Below are 22,359 nucleotides of genomic sequence, written 5' to 3' on the forward strand. Positions count from 1 at the left end.
TAACCATGTTTAATCCGATGAAAGCCACCCGCAAAGCTCTGCTCGCTTCAGCTATCCTGCTGTCATGCATGGGGAACGCCTGGGCGGAAAACACCCTCAAGATCGTGCCGAGCGCCGATCTTCAAGTGCTCGATCCGATGGGCTCGACCGCCGACATCGTGAAGATGCACGGCTTCATGATCTATGACACGCTCTACGCGCTCGATGAGCATTTCAAGCCGCAGCCGGAAATGGTGCAGGACATGCAGCTTTCGGCCGATAAGAAGACCTATCGCTTCACGCTGCGCGACGGGCTGAAATGGCATGACGGCCAGCCAGTCAAGGCGGAGGACTGCGTAGCCTCATTGAAGCGCTGGCAGGCCCGCGATGCAGCCGGGCAGCTGATGGCGCGCGAGCTGAAGGAAATGCGCGTCGTCGACGACAAGACCTTCGAGCTCGAATTCAAGGAGCCCTACGGCATCGTGCTGGAATCTCTCAGCAAGGTCGCGTCGAACGTGCCCTTCATGATGCCAAAACGGATCGCCGAGACCGATCCCTACAAGGAAATCACCGACTATACCGGCTCCGGCCCCTACAAGTTCGATAAGGACAAATGGATCCCCGGCAGCAAGGTGGTCTACGAGAAGTTCGCTGACTACGTTCCGCGAAAGGAACCGGCAAGCGGCTTGGCCGGCGGAAAGGTGGCGCAGTTCGACACCGTCGAATGGGATATCATCAAGGACCAGCAGACTGCGCTATCAGCGTTGATGAGCGGTGAGATCGATTTCTGGCAAAATCCGTCGCTGGACCTTCTGCCGGTGATCGAGGCGGCGGGCAATCTACAGACAAAGGTCATAAACCAGACTGGCACACAAGGTACGCTTTTCTTCAATCACACCCAGCCGCCCTTCGACAATCCGAAGGCGCGTCAGGCCATGTTCTACCTGACCAACCAGCAGGCCTATCTGCAGGCGGTCAACGGCAACCCCGACTACTTCAAGACCTGCGCCTCATTCTTCATCTGCGGCAGCCCGATGGAGACGGACGCCGGACTGGACGCACTGAAGGCACCCGATCCGGCGAAAGCCAAGGCGCTTTTCAAGGAGTCAGGCTGGGATTTTTCCAAGCCGATCGTCATTCTCGACCCGACCGATGAAAGCATCGTGCATCCGGAAACCGTCGTCACCGTGCAGGCCATGCGGGACATCGGCCTTGCCGTCGATGTGCAGGCAATGGACTGGGCGACCGTCCTGAAACGCCGCAATTCCAAGGAGCCGGCCGACAAGGGCGGCTGGAACCTGCTTCACTCCTATGTCGGCGGACAGGTGGTCGCCAATCCGGTCTGGAGCATCACGTTTTCGGCTGCCTGCGACAAGGGCATCTTCGGCTGGCCCTGCGACAAGACGCTTGAGGATCTGCGCCTGAAATGGGCGCTCGCCGATGGCCTCGAGGCTCAGAAGGCCGTCGCGGCCGAGTATTCGAAGCGCGCTTTCGAAACCGGCCACCATGTTCCGCTCGGCCAATGGAACACCTTCGTCGCCTATTCGAACAAGCTCTCCGGCGTGCTCACGACCCAGGACGTACCGGTGTTCTGGAACATCAAGAAGAGCGATTGACGCAACCTCGAAGAAGGGTGCTCCGGCGCGCCCTTCCATACGATCTCCCTGAAATAGTGAGCAGATAATATGTCGACCGATTACGATCGTTTACCCTTCGAACCTCAAGAGTATCTCGCACGCAGAGATGCCCTGAGAAAACTCATGACTGAGCGCGGCATCGATGCCTGCGTGTTCAACTCGGCCGAAAACATGTACTACCTGACCGGCTTCGGCTCCCTCGCCTATGGCGCGACATCCCTCATCGTTCGGGCGGACGGCAAGGCGATCTGGGTCATGCGGCTGACCGAACTCAGCAACATCCGGGCGCTGAAAGGCAACATCTGGGCCGACGAAGGCGTGGGCGTTCGGGACGGACAGGACTATACGGCCATTCTCGAACGGACGCTGGCCGATTTTGTACCCTCCAGAGCCACGATCGCCGTCGAATATGCGACGGTTCAGACGGCCTTGCGGGGCTTCGTTCGCCCGAAGGACGATGCGGTTCTCAACGCGTCCGGCCTCGTCGAGCAGCTGCGCCGCATCAAGAGCCCCGCGGAAATCGAACTTCTGCGCAAGGCAGGTCGGATCGCGGCACAATCTTGCCGTGACGGCTTTGAGGCATTGCATGAGGGCATGACCGATACCACGCTTGCCGCCGTCGTCACCAACAGCATGCTTGCGAATGGCAGCCACCGGCCGGTCAAAATGGCGAATGTCTGCGCCGGGGCCCGCACCGCGCGTGCGCATGTGACCTGGTGCGGCGCGCCGATTTCCCGCGGAGAATTGGTCAATATCGAGCCGGCCGCATCGATCCACGACTACCACACGCCGATCTTTCGGTTCTATTCGATCGGAGAACCGGCGGACCGGGTGCGGCGCATGTTCGAGGTATGCAAGGAAGCGCTCGACGAGGGCTTTGCCCGCGTTCGCCCCGGCATGACCTCTCATGAGGCCGCACGCATATTCGAAGGCGTCATCGAAGGCCGCGGCTTTGCAGAGTGGATGGTTACGCGGCCTGCCTACAGCATCGGTGCGTCCTTCCCGCCCGGCTGGGGCGAGGACGACGTCATGGCAATCCGACGCAATCATGATGTCGTTCTTGAGGAAGCCATGTGCTTCCACGTAACGCCCTGCCTCTACGAGGATGGGATCGGCTGCGTCGGCGCCAGCATGCCGGCAGTTTTGACCGCAAGCGGATTTGAATCCTTAAGCGGCGATGAAGCCATTTTTGGCGTGAAGTAAACGAGGGCATCATGGATATGAGCGCAAACAGCGACGCCTCAGACAGCAGGACCGCCTTCGATTTCACTCTGCTCAATGCACGTGAACGCTACAAGCTGATGATCGGCACGATCATTCCCCGCCCGATCGCGCTGGTAACGACGGTCGACGAACATGGCCGCTTCAACGCAGCCCCGTTTAGCTTCTTCAACTGCCTTTCGGCCGATCCGCCGATCGTGGCGATCGGCGTCGAGAACAATCCCGACGTCTCCTTCAAGGATACCGGCCACAACGTCCGCATGACGGAAGTCTTTACGGTCAATATCGTCTCCCATGCCATCGCTGAAGCGATGCATGTCTGCGGTACGAAATATCCGCGCGGGGTCGACGAAATGAAGGAGGCCGGCCTGACCGCCATGCCCGGCGAAAAGGTTGCCTCACCCTGGATAAAGGAGGCTCCGGCCTCGTTCGAATGCCGCCGGCATCTGACACTGGAGCTTGGCAAATCGCGTCAGATCATCATGGGCGAGATCATCTTTGCCCACTATCACCCAGGCGCCGTCGATGAGGGCCTGCACGTCGATCCGAACATCATCGATTCAATCGCGCGGCTCGGCGGCGATACCTGCTCCACGATCCGGGACAGATTTGAAATGCTGACGCCGAGGCTCGCGTGACGGGGGCGAAAACAAGAGAGAACGTCATGGACAATGAAACACACTTCCTCTGCGAGGCCATTGAGCTTGCACGGACCAACTCCCAAAATGGCGGCCGCCCTTTCGGTGCCGTCGTCGTCAAGGACGGCAAAGTGGTCGCGACGGGCGTCAACGAGATCCTCAGCACCAACGACCCGACGGCACATGCGGAAATGACGGCGCTTCGCCTCGCCAGCCAGAAATTGAAATCGCCCGATCTTCAGGGCTGCACCGTCTATGCCAGCGGCCACCCCTGCCCGATGTGCATGGCGGCGATGCGCCTCGCGGGCGTGAAAGCAGTTTCCTACGCCTATTCCAACGATGACGGCGCGCCGTTCGGGCTGTCGACCGCGGCCATCTATGAAGATCTGGCAAAGCCCTTTGCCGAGCAATCGATGACGATCCGCTACGTTCCCACCCGCCTTGAAAACCAGCCCGATCTCTATGCCGAATGGAAGCGCCGTCAGGACGAGCGGCTCTGAATCATGAAGAATGCCGCCTCCCCTTCCCTGCTTCCGCTTTTGGTCGTCGTTGCCATCGTCGGGCTCAATCTAAGGCCGTTCATAACAGCGGTCGGGCCGCTTGCCGGAGACATTCACACGCAGACGGGCCTTGGCCTTCAGGGCATGTCGCTCTTGACAATGGTGCCGATGGTCTTGATGGGGGTCGTCGCCTTTGTCGGACCGTCCCTTCAGAGCGCACTCGGTGCGCGTCGATTGATCCTGGCCGCTCTAGCGATATTGGGCATCGGGTCGCTGCTGCGTTTCTTTTCCGCCAGCGGCTGGCAGCTTGTTGGGACTGCAGCGGTCATCGGGTTTGGGGTCGCCATCGTTCAGGCGGTATTTCCCGGCATCATCAAGCGGATATTCCCAGCGCGTGTCGCAGCGGTGATGGGTCTCTATTCCTCGATGCTGATGGGCGGCGGCGCGCTCGGCGCGAAGGCCGCGCCCGTCGTTGCGGACGCCGCAGGAACATGGCACGCTGGGCTTGCCTGGCTTGCCATACCGGCTGTCATCGCCCTCGTGCTTGCCGCCTTCTACTTGCCGGCAGACGATCGACGCACATCCGGCGGTAACGTCACGGCCCATCTGTTGAGACGACCGCGTGCCTGGTTGCTGATGGCCTGTTTCGGCCTCGTCAATGGCGGCTATTCATCCGCAGTTGCCTGGCTGTCACCCTACTATCAGGCGCAGGGATGGAGCGGCGCGGCGACGGGAAACCTTCTAGCCGTCATGGCAATCTGTCAGGCAACATTCGCCCTTGTCCTGCCTCTATTGATCGGCCGCGAGGGCGATCGCCGACCGTGGTTGTGGTTGACACTGATCTTTCAGGCCACCGGCTTTGCCGGCCTCGCCTTCTGGCCGCAGCTCGCCCCCTTTGCCTGGGCCGGGCTGGTGGGCGCCGGATTGGGCGGTTGCTTTGCCCTGTCGCTGGTGGTGGCGCTCGATCATCTGTCCGATGCCGGCCACGCCGGTGCGCTGTCGGCCCTGATGCAGGGCGGCGGCTTCCTGATCGCTGCCGTCCCACCGTGGATCGTCGCCGTCCTTCATGATCTGACGGGTGGCTTTCAGGCCGGCTGGCTGCTGCACCTGACCTGCGTGGTCATCGTCGTGGCGCTGGTGCAGCGTCTGGCTTCTCACAGCTACCACAAGGCGATGCCGCCGATGCATCAGGCGCTGGCGACAGATCAGGATGGCTCCGCGCATTCCAGTCCCTGATGCCGCGCGTCCTCCCGATTGGCCACGCGTGAGACCGCACAATTCTCGATCAACCGTTCCGGACCGAAAACGGTCGCGGCCGAAAATTTCGAACACCTCAATTGTTATGTCAGAGCCGGAGCGACCTCCGGAATAGGTTTCTTGCATCGCGCTTGGGCTGTTTCAGAGCAAGATTTCCATAAAAATTAAGCACTTGGGTTTGCCCATGCGCGGGAAATGACCCACCCGCGGCGCGCGGCCGGGGACAGGATCACGGCACTACCCCGGCTGCTCCGGGCCAATTCAACCGGCTACGGTGCGGAACCATTAGGCCCAAAATCGGCTTCCCCCATATCAAATGAGTTCACAAACGTGTGGTGTTGCTCATTTTGACCAAAAAGCCCCCTCATGCTTTTCTGGCACGATCCAGTTGCCAAAAAACCATAATTGTTCCACGAACATCACACATTAAACACTCAACGTTGAGAATCGGATCAGAGCTTAATGCGTATACAACTTGGTTTCCTCGGCATGTTCCTGGCACTTGCCCCCTCGGCATATGCTCTGGAAGCTGCCGCACCGCCAGTTTTGGCGCCGCTGCAACAGCAGGCGCAGGCAGCGCATTTGAGCGCGCAGTTTCTCGAGCGCTTCCACTATAGGCCGCTTCCCCTCGACGACGCCTTGTCGGTCAAGGTCATGGATCGATTTATCAAATCCCTGGATCCGGATCGGGTTCTTTTCATGCAGTCGGATATCGACAAGTTCATGACCGACAGCACCAAGATCGACGATGCCATCAACAAGGAAGACTTGCGGATCCCGTTTTCGATTTTCAATGTCTATGAGCAGCGCGTTGTCGATCGCATGACCTATGCGCGCAGCCTGCTCAAGCAAGGCTTCGATTTCAATGTGAAGGAAAGCTACTCCCTGCAGCGCGACAAAGCGCCCTGGCCGCAAACCGACGCGGAAAGCAACGATCTGTGGCGCAAGCGCGTCAAGAGCGATTGGCTGCGCCTGAAGCTGGCCGGCAAGACCGACGATGCTATCCGCACGACGCTCGACAAGCGCTATCAGAACTCGTTGGAGCGCGCCTACAAATACAAGAGCGACGACGTCTTCGAGACGTTCATGGACGCCTACACGAAATCGATCGACCCTCACACCGACTATTTCGGTACACGTGCTTCCGCGGAATTCGATATTTCTATGAAGCTGTCGCTCGTCGGTATCGGCGCAGTTCTGCAGGAAAGAGACGACTACACCACTATCCGCGAACTCGTGCCCGGCGGTCCTGCACAATCGTCCGGCAAGCTTGCCGTCGGCGACCGTATCACCGGTGTCGGCCAAGACGCCAATGGTCCCATCAAGGAAGTTGTGGGAACGCGCCTCGATGAAGTCGTGCAGCTGATCCGAGGCACGAAAGGCTCCGTCGTTCGCCTGGACATTCTGCCGGCCGATGCCGGGCCGGATGGCAAACACAAGATCATCAGCCTGGTGCGCGACAAGATCAGCCTCGATAAGCAGGCGGCCAAGAAAACCCTTCTTTCGGTGAAGGATGGCGACACTACGCGCAAGATCGGTGTCATCACCCTCCCGGCCTTCTATGAGGACTTTGAGGGACGCCGCAGGGGCGACAAGGACTATAGAAGCGCCAGCCGCGACGTCGCCAAGCTGCTCACCGAACTGAAGCAGGATAAGGTCGACGGTGTTCTGGTCGACCTGCGCAACAATGGCGGCGGTTCGCTCTCTGAGGCGATCGACCTGACGGGTCTGTTTGTCGGCAAAGGCCCGGTGGTTCAGCAGCGCGATGCAGGCGGCAAGGTGGAGGTCGAAAGCGATGACCTTCCGACGCCGGCCTGGACCGGTCCGGTCGGCGTGCTGATCAATCGCGGCTCGGCCTCGGCCTCTGAGATATTTGCTGCGGCGATCCAGGATTATGGTCGCGGTGTGATCATCGGTGAACCCAGCTTTGGCAAGGGCAGCGTCCAGACAGTGGTCAATCTCGACCAGATCGCCCACAACAGCAAACCGAAATTCGGCGAGCTGAAATTGACGGTTGCTCAATTCTTCCGCGTGAATGGCGGTACGACGCAGCTGCGTGGCGTGACGCCCGATATCACCCTGCCGGGCCTTTCGGATCCGAAGACCTTCGGCGAGGCAAGTTTCGACAACGCCCTGCCGTGGACGGAAGTAAAGCCGGCTAAATACACGCCGTCAGGAAACGTTGCGGCGTTGCTGCCGGAACTGCAAAAGCTCCATGATGAACGCGTCAAGGATGATCGCGATTTCCAACGCTTCGTTGAGGATGTCGCCGTGCTCAAGCAGCAGCGCGAAAAGCAGTCTCTATCTCTCAATGAAGCCGAGCGACGCGATGAAATGAACGCTCAGGCAAAACGCCTGAAGTCACGCGAACAGGTCAACGATGGCGTCGACAACAGCGAAGACGACGGCCTGCAGGCAAACGAGCGCAGCCTGAGTGCAGATATCGCGCTGGAAAAGGCACGCAAAAACGCCAAGGACGTCCTTTTGAACGAGGCCGCCACGATCGTTGCCGACGAGGCGAACCTTCAGTCGAGCGTGTCGAAGACCACCGCGCAGCGCTCGGGAACCGGCGACGGAAAATAACCCTTCGACAAGAATAGTACTCACGCGGCCCCGGTCCATCAGCCGGGGCCGCTTTGTTTGTGCGGAAGCCTCATGGAGCCGTATGGCTGATCAAAGCCATGCCGGACAACCATGCCGGCATCGTTCCACGCAAGACTCCTCAGCCTTCGTTTCCACTGAGGGACGATTGTCAGATGTCTCGACCGATTGCGCGAATTTCCCTATAATTTCGACAGGCCGTTACCTCAACTCCGGTGAGATAGGCCTGGTAGGAACGGGATCATGGATCATCTCAGCAGTTCGGCCGCTACTCTCCTTTCCAGTAGGGATCGCGGCTGGAAGGGTTTGGGGGCGGAGTTTCTCCATATTCGCGCCGGCCGCACGCATGTGCCGGGAACGGAGAGCCATCGCTTGGGCATTCACTTCGGCAGGGCCGTAAACGCGCATTGCCAATGCGATGGGCAGGAACTTCGCCGTCAGCAAAAGCACGGCGATATAGACATCGTTCCCGCCGGACTGGATGGCTGGTGGGAAGATGATCGTGATTGCACCATTCTGCGATTGACCATCCGGCCGGAACTCCTGCAGGCAGCCGCCCGGGAACTTGGGCAAGACTCCGAAACCGTTTCTCTTGCTCCGCGATTTCAGCTTCGCGATGCCCGGCTCGAGTCAATCGCCTGGGCCATCAAGGCGGAGATCGAGGCAACCGTGCCATCCGACAGCACCTATGCCGAGACCTTGGGTATGGCCCTGGCAATCCGCCTCGTGGACAATAATGGGCGGGGGTCGGCAACAGCAGGCAATGATCGTGCAGCATTGAGCAGCCGGCAGCAACGCCGTCTGACCGATTTCATCGAAGATCATATCGATCAATCCCTGTCCCTGGCCGATCTTGCCATCGTTGCAGGGCTCAGCATCTCGCATCTAAAGCCGCTGTTTCATGCCACCTTCGGCATGCCGGTTCACAAATATGTCCTGACGCGCCGTGTCGAGCGCGCCAAAACGCTCCTCCTGACGGCAGACATGCCGCTGGCCCAGATCGCGCTGGCCGCCGGTTTTGCCCATCAAAGCCATATGACGCATTGGATGCGTCGACTTCTGGGGCTGACCCCCGGCATGATCGTGCGAATGCATTCCTGACGCCGATTATCGTCCGAACCTGCAATCAATCGGCCAAACCTGTGCGAACTGCAGTGTGCCAGTCGCTAGCGTTGCCGGCAGACGAACAGGAGAAGAGACGATGCATGTCATTCTAGGCGCCAGCGGCAAAGTTGGCCGCACAACCATCACCGCATTGCGCAAAAAGGGCATGCCGGTGCGCGCTGTCCTTCGCGACCCGGGGAAGGCACAGATGTTTTCAGACCTCGGCTGCGAAATCGCCATCGCCGACCTGAACGACCACGGCACCCTCGTGGCTGCAATGAAGGGCGCCGATGCCGTTCAAGTCATCTGCCCGGTCGACATCCGTGCCGAGCCGGCGCATGCAAAAATGCTGCAATTGATCGAAACGATGGCCGAAGCTTTGGCAGCGGCCAATCCCCGTCAGGTCCTCGCCATCTCCGACTATGGCGCACAACATAGCGCCGGAACTGGCGTTACCCTGATTTTCCATTCATTGGAGGCGCGGCTCCGCACGCTGGATTCCAAACTGATATTCCTGCGATCGGCCGAGCATATGGAAAACTGGGCACGCCTGATCAAGGTGGCTGCTGAAAGTGGCCAACTGCCGAGCTTCTATCACGATCAGACCAAGCTGCTTCCCATCGTCTCCGCCTTCGATGTGGGTTCCATCGCAGCCGGACTGCTGTTGGAAAGCGATGATGCGAAGCTGCGTATCGTCCATGCCGAGGGTCCGCGTCGCTACACGCCGAACGACATCGCCGCGGCGATGGGCCTGCTCGCCGGCCGGACGGTCGCCACCCTCCCCTTGCCCGAAACGGAATGGCAGGGCGTGCTGATGCGAGCGGGCCTTTCCGAAAGCTATGCGCGGCTGCTGGTAGAGCTCTACATCGCGCATAACGCCGGCAGGATAGATGCCGAAAGCGATGCGGGCGAGATCCGTCGGGGCAGCACGGAGATGATGGACGCGCTAAGGCCGCTTCTTCGCGCATGAGAGCTGCCTTTCCAGCGAGCAGCAGAACAAGGCCTTCTACCGGCACCGGCTGCCTTGGCGACCTCGATTAGTGATTGCGCTGCCGTGAATGAATGGCGTTGCGCGCCGAGCCGCCTGCAATCTATCATTGCAGAAACAGACAAAACCTCTATTGTCGGGCGCAACGCAACTTCAGTGCAGCAACCTGTTAGAGGTCCAGAACATTAGCGATCTGGATCAGAAGGTAGCCGATCATGTCGTCCATAACCTCAGGCAACGACAAGCAATATGCGGACAGCAGAAAGCTTGCCGCACGCGCCCGTCTCTACAGCGAACATACCATTGCCGAACTCGGGTGGTTTCCATGGGTGGCGCAACAGCTCCCGCTGAAATCGGGCGATCGCATTCTTGATGTCGGCTGCGGCCCGGGTTGGTTTTGGGCAGCAACTGCGGCGTCCTTGTCCGGGAATTTGAACCTGACGCTCTGCGATCTTTCGCCGGGCATGGTTGCGGAAGCCGTCGAACGATGCACGCCCCTGCCCCTTGGCAGCATCACAGGCCGCCAAGCCGACGCTGCAGCTTTGCCTTTTGCCGATGGCTCTTTTGACGCCGTCGTCGCTATGCATATGTTCTATCACCTGCCGGAGCCGGCCAAGTGCGCGGCGGAAATGCATCGCGTCCTGAAACCGGGCGGCTTTCTCGCGGTGACGACCAATGGCATTGGCAATATGCGCAAGATATATGAGCTGACGAGGGTATTCGGCAGCTCTCCCTACGATCCCGCCGGAGCCGCCTTCGGCTACGAGGCCGCACAACAGCTCATGCAAACTCAGTTCGGAAATGTCGCCATGGCCCAGTATCCCGCGCGCATGCGAGTGACAGACCCCGAAGACATATTCCTTACGCTCACCTCTTATCCACCCGGCGAGGGAGCCAACGAAGCACAACTTTCCGAGTTGCGCTCGGCGATTGCTGACGCATTTCAAGCTGGAAGAGGCGTGCTAGAAACCGAAAAGGAGACAGCCCTTTTCATCAGTCGAAAAGCTGCGTGAACGACTCGGTATTCCGAGGAGAGGCTGGAGACACTATCTTGCAGAACGAAACTGGACAGCATTTCAGGACACGCGACCTTGACGGGGACGCTGAGAAGATTCGAACACGCGCGTATCAGGTCATTTCCAAAGAGAACGCCAAGCGCAGCTTGCGGGAGCGATTGTCGATGTGGCTGGCACTTATCTCCATCCTTCTGCTTCTGGCTTGGTTATTCGGCGCAATCTAATCGTGACTACAAGCCGAGGCGTCCATCGATCCACAAGGTCGACCTTATCGAGGTCGGCAGCTTCAGAATTGGAGTCACTGACGAATCCGCAAGCCTACCTATCAGGCGAAGCGAACTATCCACACGATGAGGAGCATGTCGATTAGCAATGCGATCACCAGAAGAAGACTTATGAGCTTTCGTCGCTCTACGGTCTCTTTGGATTCAATTTTGAAAGCCGCTTTGTAAGCGTTTTCGGTGTCTCGTTCACTCACTGGCCTAATAGAGTTTCGAGGTCGTGTCATATTGACGAGGCCGCATGTGACGAAGATGAAAAATAATAGCAGATAAGGGGCCATCTCAAACGCAGCCTTTTGCTATCCAGCCACCCGATGTCTCATTAGATAGACAGGTTTCACTATCCATCGCAATTGAAAGCTGCTTGCGCAACGCCAGGCGGCTCTGCATCGCCCGAAAATTTGGCCTACCTATGTATGAATAGTGTTTTTCGAACGATTGCTGTCGATGACTATCCATCTGAAATCATAGCAACAACAAGCCGTAATGAAGCTATGTGCCTCCTTGCTTCCGCAAGGATCGATACACCCTCTATCATGACCGAGCCGCAGTAGTTGTCCGCGGACAACCGTTGAGCCTTGAGACGAGCTGATGCAGGGACGCGCCAGTTTTCCTGCGTCCCCGCATCGTCGCCTATGCTCGGCGCATGTACCGCTGAAATTACTTCGCCTGCAACTGCTTCATAGCCTCGAGATCCTCGTTGCTGACGAACTCGCAGGCGAGAAGGGTCTTGCCGGGAAAGGCAGAGGACTCACGGGCGACCACGGAGACCACTCCCATCTCCGCTGCAGGCTGCTCGGCCTTCGATAAGGTGCGCCCATAGGACTTCGTCGCTGTTCCGAGGAGGTTGCCGAAGCCGTCCGATTTCAGGTGATAGGCCTTGGCGAGATCATCGGCGCGCAAGCCTTCCACCAGCACACCAAAGCTGGTGCCGGCAAAAACCAGTTCGCTCGTCTTGAAGCCCTGACGGCCAAAGTCGGCTGGTAGCTTATAGACCGCGGCCGTCAGCAACGAGGTATCGGCCTTAGAAAGCTTTTCGGCTTCCTCATACATCGTCATTGCCGACTTCGTGGAATAGGCCGGCTTGCAAAGAGCCGCGTCGAAGAAGGCAGCCTTCTCAAGTGCCAGCGCATTGGAGCCAAGCGAGAGCGAAAGAACGGCGCTCAGGGACAGGAGTGTTTTCATGTTCAAGGCAGCTCTCCGGAAAACGGTCAATCGATTCGAACTCGGATGGTATTTATATTCATCGCGTATGTATCGCCAGGTCGTCCAGACGCCAACCCGATTTTTGAAACCAGCGTCGCAACAACGCTTAACGCAACCCAGTTGAAGGGGCGGCATGTCTGAGAAGGAAACTCGACCAAGCGTGAATCGCAGTTTTCATGAGATACGGGGAAGCTCCCATTCCCGGGCACAGTCGATGAACCGCTACGGAAACGAGGATCGATGAACCATCATCCTGAAACTGCCCATGATATTCTATGAGATGCTTTGTTCGGAGCCTCGCAACACAAAGCTGGATCTATCCGATGTCGTCGCCGGGGCGGTACGAACGATCCCGAGACGTCTAACCGGGGTGATAGAGCGCTACGACTGAGCAATCTCGAGCGCCACTCGATAGGACGCAGATGGGTGGAAGCCTTCGAGGGAAGAAGGATAGGCGCCGCGTACTCGATACCCTTCGCGGCGAGATGCAAGCTATGCGTCAACTATAAAAATCTCGTTAACCAAAACTTGCTGTCGCTGTCGCTGTTGCATATATCGGGGTCGGTTCAACGAACCCACCAGCAGAAGAAGGCGGAATCTTTGCCGTTCCGTCAAAATCGCTTCACAATCAGTTCGTAATGGATTTCAAGGCAGAGGAACGATTTCATGGAAGAACCCTGGACGACCAATCGCGGGCCGATCGCGGCAACGGCACTCGACGTCAAGAAGGCAGAGGCGATCAATACACTTCTGGTTCACCGCATCGATATTTTGCCAGCGAAACCCGGCGATATCATTCGTCCCTTCGCACTTGGCCTCTGGAATGAAATTCGTCCGCTTTTGAAGCCCGACATGTCGGTGATGTCGCTTCGCCGCGCCACCAGTTCGTTTCTCCATTCCAAGCAATATTACTTTGCCTGCGCCCAGTCGGACTCCATGCGTCATGACATCGCCGGCAACCCGATCGAACAACTGTCGACGGAAGACAGGCTCGCAGCACAGAAGCGCCTTACGGCATTGCGTCAGGTACAGGCCAAGCCCGCCGCCCCTGTTGATGAACCCAAAGTGTCGGCTCCGCCGGCGCTGAGCAAGGCGGAGTTGATCCGAGCTTCGCTTCTCGGCGGCCGCAAGCTTTCAGATCGCGTCGCCCGTTAGGGTTCGACATAGACTTAGCGCCTAAAACGACCGCCCGTGCCGTGTTGCTCGGGCACACCCAAACTCCAATACATGCAGAAGCCGGAATGCGGTGCCGCACCAAGTAGCGGCTCCGCTTGAGTGATGGCGATCAGCAGCATCTCGCGCCGCGATCCTTCATGCAGTAGTCCGCGGACTACCCTTAGCATGCGAAGCCGATCGGCAATGGAAATAGCCGTGCGCCCTCCCCGATCCCCGGATATCACGCCGCACATCGCAGCGATCGTTCGAGCTGATATCCGACATTTCGCGAGTAAAACGCGCTAAAATCTGCCGATTGTTTAAGCATTTGTAAAACGGCAACGAATCGGAGCATATTATAACTGCGTAGTTCCGCGGCATTCCGTCACAATTGCGCAGTTAATTGGGAAAACGACTATGCAACCGAGTCTCGCACTCAAGGACGATCAAGAGCATCTTCCGACGCTTCTGGCAACAGACGCGCAGGAGCTGTCATATCAGCTACAGCAGCACCAGGCGAAACTCTTCCCGCCTCAGTCACAAAAGACGATGCGGATGTTTTCGCCGGCCGAAGCTGCTGCTTTCATCGGTATAGGTGAGGGCTATCTCCGCCAGATCGCGGCAGAAGGCCACGGCCCAGATCCGCTTTCCAACGGCCGCCGACTTTACTCCGCCGAAGATATGGACCGCATCCGCCGGGTTCTCGACGAGCGAAACGGTACACCCAAATATGTGCCGGGCCGAAGAGGGTCTGAGAAGCTACAGATCATCTCTGTAATGAACTTTAAGGGCGGCTCCGGCAAGACCACGACTTCAGCCCATCTGGCCCAGTATTTAGCGCTCAGGGGATACCGGGTGCTCGCCGTCGATCTCGACCCGCAGGCTTCCTTGTCCGCTCTGTTCGGAAACCAGCCGGAACTTGATGTCGGGGAGGGCGAAACACTCTACGGCGCCATTCGCTATGATGCGCCTCGGCCGATTTCCGATATCGTCCGCGCGACCTATACGCCGAACCTGCATCTCATCCCCGGAAACCTCGAGCTCATGGAGTTCGAGCATGAGACGCCTCGAGTGATGGCTGCCGGCAGGGCCGAGACGATGTTTTTCGCTCGCATCGGCGAAGCCTTGACCGAAATCGAGAGCTTTTACGATGTCGTCGTTATCGATTGCCCACCGCAGCTCGGCTTCTTGACGATGTCGGCGCTTTGCGCGGCAACCTCCATTCTGATCACCGTCCATCCGCAGATGCTTGACGTAATGTCGATGTCGCAGTTTTTGACCATGACGAGCGAGCTCATGACCGTGGTGGAGAACGCCGGCGGACGCACCAGTTACGACTGGATGCGCTACCTCGTCACGCGCTTTGAGCCGAATGATGGGCCACAGAGCCAGATGACAGGTTTTATGCGAGCCATCTTCGGCAACCGGATGCTCCAGAATGCGATGGTCAAATCGACGGCCGTCGCTGATGCCGGCGTTACCAAACAGACCCTCTACGAAGTCGAGCGTGCCCAATTTACCAGGGGCACCTACGACCGCGCTCTGGATTCGCTCAATCTTGTAAACAGCGAGATCGAGACGAACATCCGCTCAACGTGGGGAAGGAAATAGAATAGATGGCACGCAAAAATCTGCTCGAAATTTCCGCCCCGAATACGGGGCGCACTGACTCCGTCGGCGCAAAGGATAACCGCCCGATAGCCGGCTTTCTACCGCAGGCCAGAACCGGCGGTCCCGTGGGTGGGATTACCAGGACGCTTGGCAACATCACAGAGAAGATGGAGCGGGCGAACGATCTTGAGCGACAGCTGGCCGAAGGCCAAACCATCGTCGAGATCGATACCGACCTTATTGATGGGTCCTTCGTTACCGATCGCCTTGAGATAGATCCGATCGAGCTTGGTCAGCTCATCGAACAGATCCGTGAGCATGGCCAGCAGGTTCCTATCCTGGTGCGTCCGCATCCGGAATCAAACGGACGTTATCAGGTTGCTTACGGCCATCGCCGGCTGGCCGCCACCAAGGAACTTGGCATCAAGGTTCGCGCCGTCATTCGGCAGCTTACCGATGATCAGCTCGTGGTGAGCCAGGGGCAGGAAAACAGCGCCCGCACGAACCTCTCATACATCGAGCGCGCCCTTTTTGCATTGCGGCTCGAACAGCGGGATTTTGGCCGGGATATCATCATGGCCTCGCTCGGCGTCGATAAAGCCGCGCTGTCGAAAATGCTCATCGTTATGAGACAGGTCCCGTTGGCGCTGATCAGCGCGATTGGCCCTGCTCCGGATATCGGTCGCAGGCGCTGGCTTGAACTGGGAGAACGCCTCGAAGGTGTCGCCCATGAGCCGATTATCGCCGAGTTGTCCGCGGACAACAGCCGTAAGCTATCGAGTGACGAGCGCTTCCAGCAAGCCATGGTTCTGGCGATCGGCAAACCGGCGTCAGCAAAGCCTGAGATCGCGCCATCGACCATATCCGGTGTGCCGGTGACATTTAAGAGAACGCCTGCTCGCGCCACCTTTGTCTTCGACAGCAAGGCGGCTCCTGGCTTTGATCAGTTTGTGCAGGAGAGACTACAATCTCTCTTCAGCGAATTCCAACAAGGAAAGGAAACGTAAGCAGCAAAAGAAAAAGGCCCCCAAGCGACGTTGTCGTGGAAGCCCTTCTCGATCTTAAGCACATCCAGAATCGCATTTCCACGAATCACAGTCAAGAGTCTTTGGCATCGTTTTGGTGAGCAGATTTCTTTTGCCTCAACGTAGGTGAAGAAAAATGGAAGCTGAATATGTGACGACGCCCTTTGGGCGGCGGCCGATGACGCTTGCCATGTTGGTAGCTCAAAGAAGAGCTCGACATGACGAGCCCGTCAGATCGGTCGACAAGTGGAAAATCTATCGTGCGCTCTGTGAAGCCAAGCCTCGCCTTGGTATCACCGATCGAGCGCTTGCCGTTCTCAATGCGCTCTTGAGCTTCTATCCGAAGAACGAACTTTCGGATGATGCAAACCTCATTGTGTTCCCTTCGAACGCACAATTGTCTCTTCGCGCCCACGGCATGGCGGAGCAGACGATCCGACGCCACCTTGCAGGCTTGGTCGAGGCCGGTCTCATTGTCCGTCGCGACAGTCCCAACGGTAAGCGCTACGCCCGCAGAACTCGGGCAGGGGATCTTCACGAGGCCTACGGTTTCTCACTCGCGCCTCTTCTTTCTCGTGCCGACGAGATCGAGCATCTGGCTGCTGCGGTCGTGGCAGAACGCTTGCACGCACAAGCGCTTCGCGAACGCATTAGTCTTCTCCGGCGGGATATCGCCAAACTAATCGAAACGGCAATCACCGAAGCCATTGCTGGCGACTGGGATGCCATCCATTGCGGTTTCCGTTACCTCATCGACAGCCTTCCACGTTCCCCCAGCGCGACTGCACTCGAGCATCTCCACCACAAGCTCGATCTTCTGCATCTGGAAATCGTCAACCGACTGGAAAAACACGCGAAAACAAAAATTCTGAGCGCCAATCACTATCAAAATGAGCGGCACATACAGAATTCAGACTCCGAATCCATAATTGAATCTGAAACCGTGCAGCCAGAAGCATGCCCCGCGTTGTCCGCGACAGTTATCGAGCAACGAACCCATCCAGCTCCTCCGGCCGTAAACAGGCCTGTCGCGGAAAATACGAGACATTCGCTGCCAGTTGATGTCAGCCCTGAAAATGCTGGGGGAGGGGGTACAGCGCTGAAATCGTTCCCACTGGATCTCATCATCCGCGCCTGCCCGGACATCGCTGCTTACAGCCCCAACGGCCGGATCAACAATTGGCGAGACCTTACCTCTGCTTCCATCGTCGTCGGATCCATGCTGGAGATCAGCTCTGGAACGCACCAGGAGGCTTGTACCGCTATGGGCGTAGAGAATACCGCAACAGTGATCGCCTGCATCCTGCAACGAACCTCGCAGATCAAATCCGCTGGCGCCTATCTTCGCGATCTCACCCGGCGGACACAGAAAGGAGAATTTGCGCTTGGTCCCATGTTGATGTCTCTTCTTAGGGCCAACACGGTATCGAACACAAGAAGTCAGCCTAGACCATCCGTATTGGGAAACTCGGCAGCCTCATGAATAGCTGACTTTTGGCTGGTAACACAGCAGACTGATCGGGGCTTCCCGATGCACTGAATGTATCCTCGCACGCCGAAAACAGCGTGTTGGGCTCACGATTGCTCATGCGTTGCATATGCCTGATGGAACGGAAGTACTAAATAGCTTCCGCTTCGAGGTAATATTCTTGAAAAATCAATTGGATGGGGAATGGTTAAAATTCAGCAGAAAGGCACCAAAACAGCGGCGAAAGAACTCTCATCTCTCTGTAAATTCTGCATTCTTATCGCAGATTTATGCAGGAAAGTCTATGCGAGGCTTGTAATTTGGTCACAGTGCCTGAGTAAAGCTGCAGCCGCCTTCAAGACGCTGGACGCCGATGCCGTTTTACAGCGGCACCGGATATCGAGATCTGATGCGGTCGGGGTGGTTGCTATTGGCAAATCGGTATGGGGCGAGCAGGAGGTGCCGGGTGATCCTTCTTGTACTGCACAATCACCGGCTCGAGCGTTTCCTTAGACCAGAATTTTGGCGTTCCGATTGCCTTCAAGCAGGAGTCGTTCCAATACAATCCGGCCTGCGATGGCGATCGGCCAGCGGCGGCGGCTTTCGCAATGGCATTGATATCCTTGGACTCCGGATAAATGTAGAGCGTCGTCGGATTGTCCTTGACCATGGAAATGATCTGATTGGCGTCGGATGCGGCCCAGCTCGTGCAACCGTCGCTGCGGCCACCGGCATATTCCACCAGTTTGCCGAGGGGAACATAGCCGTCACGATTGGCATAAGGGCTTTGTGGATCCTTCTTCATGCACACGCCGGCAACTTTTGCGGCTGCATGGCCGCCGATCGCGCGCTGGCGTGCATTGGCGGTCTCGCCCTCGCCATCAAACTGGAGAAAGGTCCGAAGATAGGCCGTATCCTTGGCCTGTGAGGCGCGATAATAGCCCTTGAAGGTCGTTTTCGTTTCCTCGGTCAGATAGGAGCCGCCTGTCGTCAGGTTTGAATCCATCGCATTTCCGAAGTTCCTGGCGCACATCCGACCGTTGCCGAAGTCCACGACGCCCTTGAGATCGCGGCCGCTGCCATGGCCGGAAGAAACCACACGGAATGTCTGCGTGGCCTCGCAGACGATATAGAACCTGCCTCCATCGGCCGGATCGTTCGGGCGCGTTGCATCCATCGCAAAGTAACAGGGGTTCCTGACTTTGCCTTCGCTCACCTTCCGCATGTAAAGGGAGCGGGCTCTTTGCAGAACCGGACGGGCGATCTGTCCGTCTGCCTGACCGACATGCGTTGTGAGCCATGCGGGAATGTCCGATGACTGCTCCGCCGCGAGAGAAGGCGGTGCATTTGTGACAATAATAGCGACGGAGCAAAGGCTGAGCATCCTGACGATGCTTCGAGGGGCATATCTCAACCGCACGGGATTCGATCTCCTATTAAACACTTCGGACCGGTGCCGCGAAGAACGGCAAATGACAGCACGCTTGCCCCACAAGCTCGGCTCTCATGTACCCGGATCCTGAAATCATAGTTGTGCTCTGTTTTGCTGAATGAGATCCTAACGACCGCGGGAAATAATGGCTGTCACGATAGACATCGCGTGCTTGCCATCCTGTCCCTTCGTCCGCTCCAGCAAGCATTCGGGCGCAAATATGGCTGATCTTCGACCGAAGGAGGCAGTCGATAATCACATGGTTCAATCATGTGGCGTTTGACGGGCATCAGTCGCGTGATCTGGTCTTCCGTCCAACCTTTGACCAAGGTGTGATGATTGCGTTTCCCGCAGCGCCGCTGTTGCTCGATCCGAGCTATCGCGCATCGCCGCGACGCGTCCGGCGCAGGATCCACACTATGGCGAACTCAGCGGCAATCAAGCTGACCGCGACGGCAAGACCCAGAGTGATCGGATCATAGCCGCTTCCATACAACAGGAAACCCAGACACAGGAACGGCGTATTCCACAACAAGCTACCGATAAGGGTGGCCAGGATGAAGCCGCGCAATTCGAGTTTGAACACGCCGGCCGGCAAGCCGAGATAGACGCGGACGGCCGGTATGGTGTGGCCGACGAGGGTTGTCCAAAACTGGTTGCGTCGATAGGAACCAATCAGCCGTTGGTAAAGTGAAGGCGGTAGCAGGATGAAGCGGCCATAGCGTACAACTAGTCGCTCGACCCGATGTGAGCCAAGCGCGCGCCCAAACCCATACCAGAGCAGAGAACCAAGCGTCGATCCAATCGTGGTGGCAGCTATGATTGCTGTAAGGTTCAGACCGCCTTTCGCGGTCATGCCAACGAACATCAGCAGGACATAGGACGGAAAGATAGGGATGAATTTTTCCGCGACAGCCAAGCAGACCAGGCCGACGATGCCGAAGCTCAGCATCGTGACAATAACGGGTGACATCTCCATGGTCGGTTCACATTATCGACGGGAGGAATGATCGAGACTGCGTGTGATCCGATAGACCGAGGCAGGCGGCAGGTTGCGCATCGTCCATCCGCAACGTACGGCCTCCAGTCCCAGATGATCGAGTATCCTGCGAGGCACCGGGCAGCGCGGTCCATAGGTTATCTGATAAAAGGCACCGCCCGGCGCCATGCACGCGAAGGCGCCGCTGAGAATAGCCGCCGCCTTGTCCGGCGGCATGGTCAGAATACCCAATCCGCTGATCACAGCGCCAACCGCAGCGCCTGCCGAAAGACCGATCGTCGCCAACTCGGTAGCGTCCATGTGCAGCACCCGTGCCAGGGGGAAGCGGCGTTGGAGCAAGCGCGCAAAGATGGGGTCATATTCGACCAGGGTGATACTCTGCTCCGGTATGCCACGCGCAAGCAGGGCTTTCGTAAAAGGGCCGGTTCCCGCGCCCAATTCAAGAACCTGCCCTGTGCTGGGCGTCACGCCTGCTGTCATCAGGGCTGCCACTGCGCGGCCCGATGGAGCGATCGCAGCGACACGCAGAGGATTGCTGATCCAGGCTCGAAAAAAGGCAAGTGCGTCAGAGCCCAGCATGGCAACCCCGCTTGTTCAAAGCAATTGGGGCGGTATCAGCGTCAACGGTGACGCTGACGAGTTGCACTGGTAACGTCGATAACATTGTCAGACCATCCAGATATGAGGACCGTTAACCGTTCCATATAAACGGTTGCTCGATCGGCGGAGCGCAGCTCATGGCGAGTTGCAAACCACGTCAATCGCAAAGCTGTGTCCCACGCCTGGATTGAGACAGCCTGTCAAGGCAGAGCACGATTGGCCGATCTGACGCTCGGGTTTGGCCCTCGGAGCGGTATGCGAACCGGCACATGCAAGGTTGATATAGCGAGGGGAGGGGACCGCGTTGCGGCATACATTTCCCAGCCAGCGGATGCGTCGGCGCAACGCGGCACCTTATCGACATGCCGGATGGCGCTGTCTTTCAATGGGAGGTGTACGAACTGTACTCTACTGGGCGCGCGAAAGGGTTAGGGACGTGCCCCTTCGTGCAAACGTCGCTCTCTTCAAGCGAAAGATGCATCTTGTCGATTGCGCGGAGTATGCCGAAGTGAGGGAAACCGCCTCCATCGCAGCACGCTCTTCGAGTTGCTGCGATGGAAGGTTCGGCACCTGGCTATTCTAGTAATTACTGATTTTCTTCATATAGCGGCGACCATCGAGCATGACGGTCTCGCGACGCGCGGCGAGCTTGTAGGCGAACTTCCACAACGCATCGAAGAAGATCAACGGCACAAGATAACCCTTGAACGCATCGTCGATGCCGTCCAGCTGAAGATTGGCAGCGTCGAGCACGAGGATGTTCTTCTCGTCGCCATATTTGAACAGGAAGTCGCGGGTGCGTTCTTCCAGCCGGCGGGTCTCGTCCAGGCCTATGAAGCTGATGAAGCTCGCATTCTTGTCCACCACTTCGAAAGGTCCATGGAAGAATTCATCGGCATGGATGGCCTGCGAGTTGATCCATAGCATCTCCATCAGGACGCAGATCGAAAACGAATAGGACGCACCATAGTTTGCGCCGCTTGCAGTCGTGTAGATGACATTGCGGTCCTGGAAGCGTTCGGCGAATGTATCGAACAACGTGGCATATTGGATGTGAGCCTTGTCGATCGCCGGCTGAAGATGACTTAGGCTCTTCAGCAACGAGGCTACGACATCTTTGTTTTCCACCTGGCGCAACAGCCCGGCGAGGATCATGTAGAGCACACCATAGTTGCTTTCGGCAGCGTCGATGGCGATACCAGTCGTGTAGGGCGCCTGATAGGCGACCACGTGATCGACAGCTTCGGCAAGCGGCGACTTGGCATCCAGCGTCATGCCGATCGTGGTCGCACCCCGTTCCCGCGCGTGTTTTGCGGCCCGAATAGTCTCCTTGGTCGTTCCTGTTTGGGAGCACAGGATAACCACGGATTCGCTGCCAAGCCGGCGCGGATTGCGGCAGACGAACTCGTCGCCGTTATAGACATCCGAGTTCAATTTGTCGGCATGCCGGTCGAGGAAATATTTGCCGGGATGCATGATCGACAGCGACCCTCCACACGCCACCAAGAAGACGTTGGCGATCGTCTTTCCTGCCAGGGCAGCAAGGGCCTTGGAAATATCCGGGTTCAGTTCAGTCTTCATCGCTTGTGTCTCCCCATAGGAGCGTTGACAGGTTTTCAGCAATGTGCGAACGTTCTCAC

19 protein-coding genes are annotated in these 22,359 nt (G+C 57.7%); 14 read left to right on the forward strand and 5 right to left on the reverse strand.

What is annotated here, in order from left to right; genetic code table 11:
• The first annotated feature begins 5 nt into the window (after positions 1–5).
• The 10 genes from ACIQJ2_RS03290 (at position 6) to ACIQJ2_RS03335 (ending at position 11,165) form a co-directional block, all read left to right on the forward strand.
• Positions 6–1,595: an ABC transporter substrate-binding protein gene (locus ACIQJ2_RS03290; RefSeq protein WP_400665751.1), complete on the forward strand. Its 1,590-nt coding sequence runs from the start codon at positions 6–8 to the stop codon at positions 1,593–1,595.
• Positions 1,596–1,664: 69 nt separating this feature from the next.
• Complete coding sequence (locus tag ACIQJ2_RS03295; RefSeq protein WP_400665749.1) at positions 1,665–2,819, forward strand: M24 family metallopeptidase; 1,155 nt, start codon at positions 1,665–1,667, stop codon at positions 2,817–2,819.
• An 11-nt stretch (positions 2,820–2,830) separates the two neighbouring features.
• Entirely contained in the window at positions 2,831–3,475 is a 645-nt protein-coding gene (locus ACIQJ2_RS03300) for a flavin reductase family protein (protein WP_400665747.1), read from the forward strand.
• 26 nt (positions 3,476–3,501) lie between these two features.
• The gene (locus tag ACIQJ2_RS03305; RefSeq protein ID WP_400665745.1) at positions 3,502–3,975 is read left to right on the forward strand and encodes a nucleoside deaminase; all 474 of its coding nucleotides are present in this window, start codon (positions 3,502–3,504) and stop codon (positions 3,973–3,975) included.
• Between the two features lie 3 nt (positions 3,976–3,978).
• The gene (locus tag ACIQJ2_RS03310; protein ID WP_400665743.1) at positions 3,979–5,211 is read left to right on the forward strand and encodes a cyanate transporter; all 1,233 of its coding nucleotides are present in this window, start codon (positions 3,979–3,981) and stop codon (positions 5,209–5,211) included.
• Between the two features lie 483 nt (positions 5,212–5,694).
• A complete protein-coding gene (locus ACIQJ2_RS03315) occupies positions 5,695–7,815 on the forward strand; it encodes a carboxy terminal-processing peptidase (protein WP_400665741.1) in 2,121 nt (706 codons plus the stop codon).
• Between the two features lie 261 nt (positions 7,816–8,076).
• Complete coding sequence (locus tag ACIQJ2_RS03320; protein ID WP_400665739.1) at positions 8,077–8,934, forward strand: helix-turn-helix domain-containing protein; 858 nt, start codon at positions 8,077–8,079, stop codon at positions 8,932–8,934.
• Between the two features lie 100 nt (positions 8,935–9,034).
• Positions 9,035–9,907: an NAD(P)H-binding protein gene (locus ACIQJ2_RS03325; RefSeq protein ID WP_400665737.1), complete on the forward strand. Its 873-nt coding sequence runs from the start codon at positions 9,035–9,037 to the stop codon at positions 9,905–9,907.
• Positions 9,908–10,140: 233 nt separating this feature from the next.
• Positions 10,141–10,938 carry a class I SAM-dependent methyltransferase gene (locus tag ACIQJ2_RS03330; protein WP_400665735.1) on the forward strand — a complete coding sequence of 266 codons (798 nt, stop codon included), beginning with the start codon at positions 10,141–10,143 and terminating at the stop codon, positions 10,936–10,938.
• Positions 10,939–10,976: 38 nt separating this feature from the next.
• Positions 10,977–11,165: a hypothetical protein gene (locus tag ACIQJ2_RS03335; RefSeq protein ID WP_199146494.1), complete on the forward strand. Its 189-nt coding sequence runs from the start codon at positions 10,977–10,979 to the stop codon at positions 11,163–11,165.
• Positions 11,166–11,882: 717 nt separating this feature from the next.
• Here ACIQJ2_RS03335 and ACIQJ2_RS03340 read toward each other — a convergent pair.
• Positions 11,883–12,407: a hypothetical protein gene (locus ACIQJ2_RS03340; RefSeq protein ID WP_400666810.1), complete on the reverse strand. Its 525-nt coding sequence runs from the start codon at positions 12,405–12,407 to the stop codon at positions 11,883–11,885.
• A gap of 687 nt (positions 12,408–13,094) precedes the next feature.
• Between ACIQJ2_RS03340 and ACIQJ2_RS03345 the strand changes: the two genes are divergently transcribed.
• The 4 genes from ACIQJ2_RS03345 to repC all read left to right on the forward strand — a co-directional run bounded on the left by ACIQJ2_RS03345 (position 13,095) and on the right by repC (position 17,702).
• On the forward strand, positions 13,095–13,583 hold the full coding sequence (locus ACIQJ2_RS03345) for a ProQ/FINO family protein (protein ID WP_400665733.1): 489 nt from the start codon (positions 13,095–13,097) through the stop codon (positions 13,581–13,583).
• Between the two features lie 417 nt (positions 13,584–14,000).
• Positions 14,001–15,194, forward strand: coding sequence for a plasmid partitioning protein RepA (gene repA, locus ACIQJ2_RS03350; RefSeq protein ID WP_199146501.1), 1,194 nt, complete (start codon positions 14,001–14,003; stop codon positions 15,192–15,194).
• A gap of 5 nt (positions 15,195–15,199) precedes the next feature.
• Positions 15,200–16,201, forward strand: coding sequence for a plasmid partitioning protein RepB (gene repB, locus ACIQJ2_RS03355; RefSeq protein ID WP_400665731.1), 1,002 nt, complete (start codon positions 15,200–15,202; stop codon positions 16,199–16,201).
• A gap of 154 nt (positions 16,202–16,355) precedes the next feature.
• A complete protein-coding gene (gene repC / locus ACIQJ2_RS03360; protein WP_400665729.1) occupies positions 16,356–17,702 on the forward strand; it encodes a plasmid replication protein RepC in 1,347 nt (448 codons plus the stop codon).
• A 412-nt stretch (positions 17,703–18,114) separates the two neighbouring features.
• On the opposite strand, the gene ACIQJ2_RS03365 is transcribed toward repC, so the two are convergent.
• The 4 genes from ACIQJ2_RS03365 to ACIQJ2_RS03380 all read right to left on the reverse strand — a co-directional run bounded on the left by ACIQJ2_RS03365 (position 18,115) and on the right by ACIQJ2_RS03380 (position 22,300).
• Positions 18,115–19,107 (reverse strand): hypothetical protein, encoded by a 993-nt coding sequence (locus ACIQJ2_RS03365; protein WP_400665727.1) that lies wholly within the window; start codon positions 19,105–19,107, stop codon positions 18,115–18,117.
• 388 nt (positions 19,108–19,495) lie between these two features.
• Entirely contained in the window at positions 19,496–20,098 is a 603-nt protein-coding gene (locus ACIQJ2_RS03370; protein WP_400665725.1) for a DedA family protein, read from the reverse strand.
• Positions 20,099–20,110: 12 nt separating this feature from the next.
• Positions 20,111–20,698 (reverse strand): methyltransferase domain-containing protein, encoded by a 588-nt coding sequence (locus ACIQJ2_RS03375; RefSeq protein WP_199146508.1) that lies wholly within the window; start codon positions 20,696–20,698, stop codon positions 20,111–20,113.
• Positions 20,699–21,298: 600 nt separating this feature from the next.
• Positions 21,299–22,300, reverse strand: a complete 1,002-nt coding sequence (locus ACIQJ2_RS03380; protein WP_400665723.1) for an SIS domain-containing protein — start codon at positions 22,298–22,300, stop codon at positions 21,299–21,301.
• Positions 22,301–22,359 lie beyond the last annotated feature (59 nt).

This window comes from Rhizobium sp. NPDC092011, assembly GCF_044756305.1.
Classification (GTDB): Bacteria; Pseudomonadota; Alphaproteobacteria; order Rhizobiales; family Rhizobiaceae; genus Rhizobium.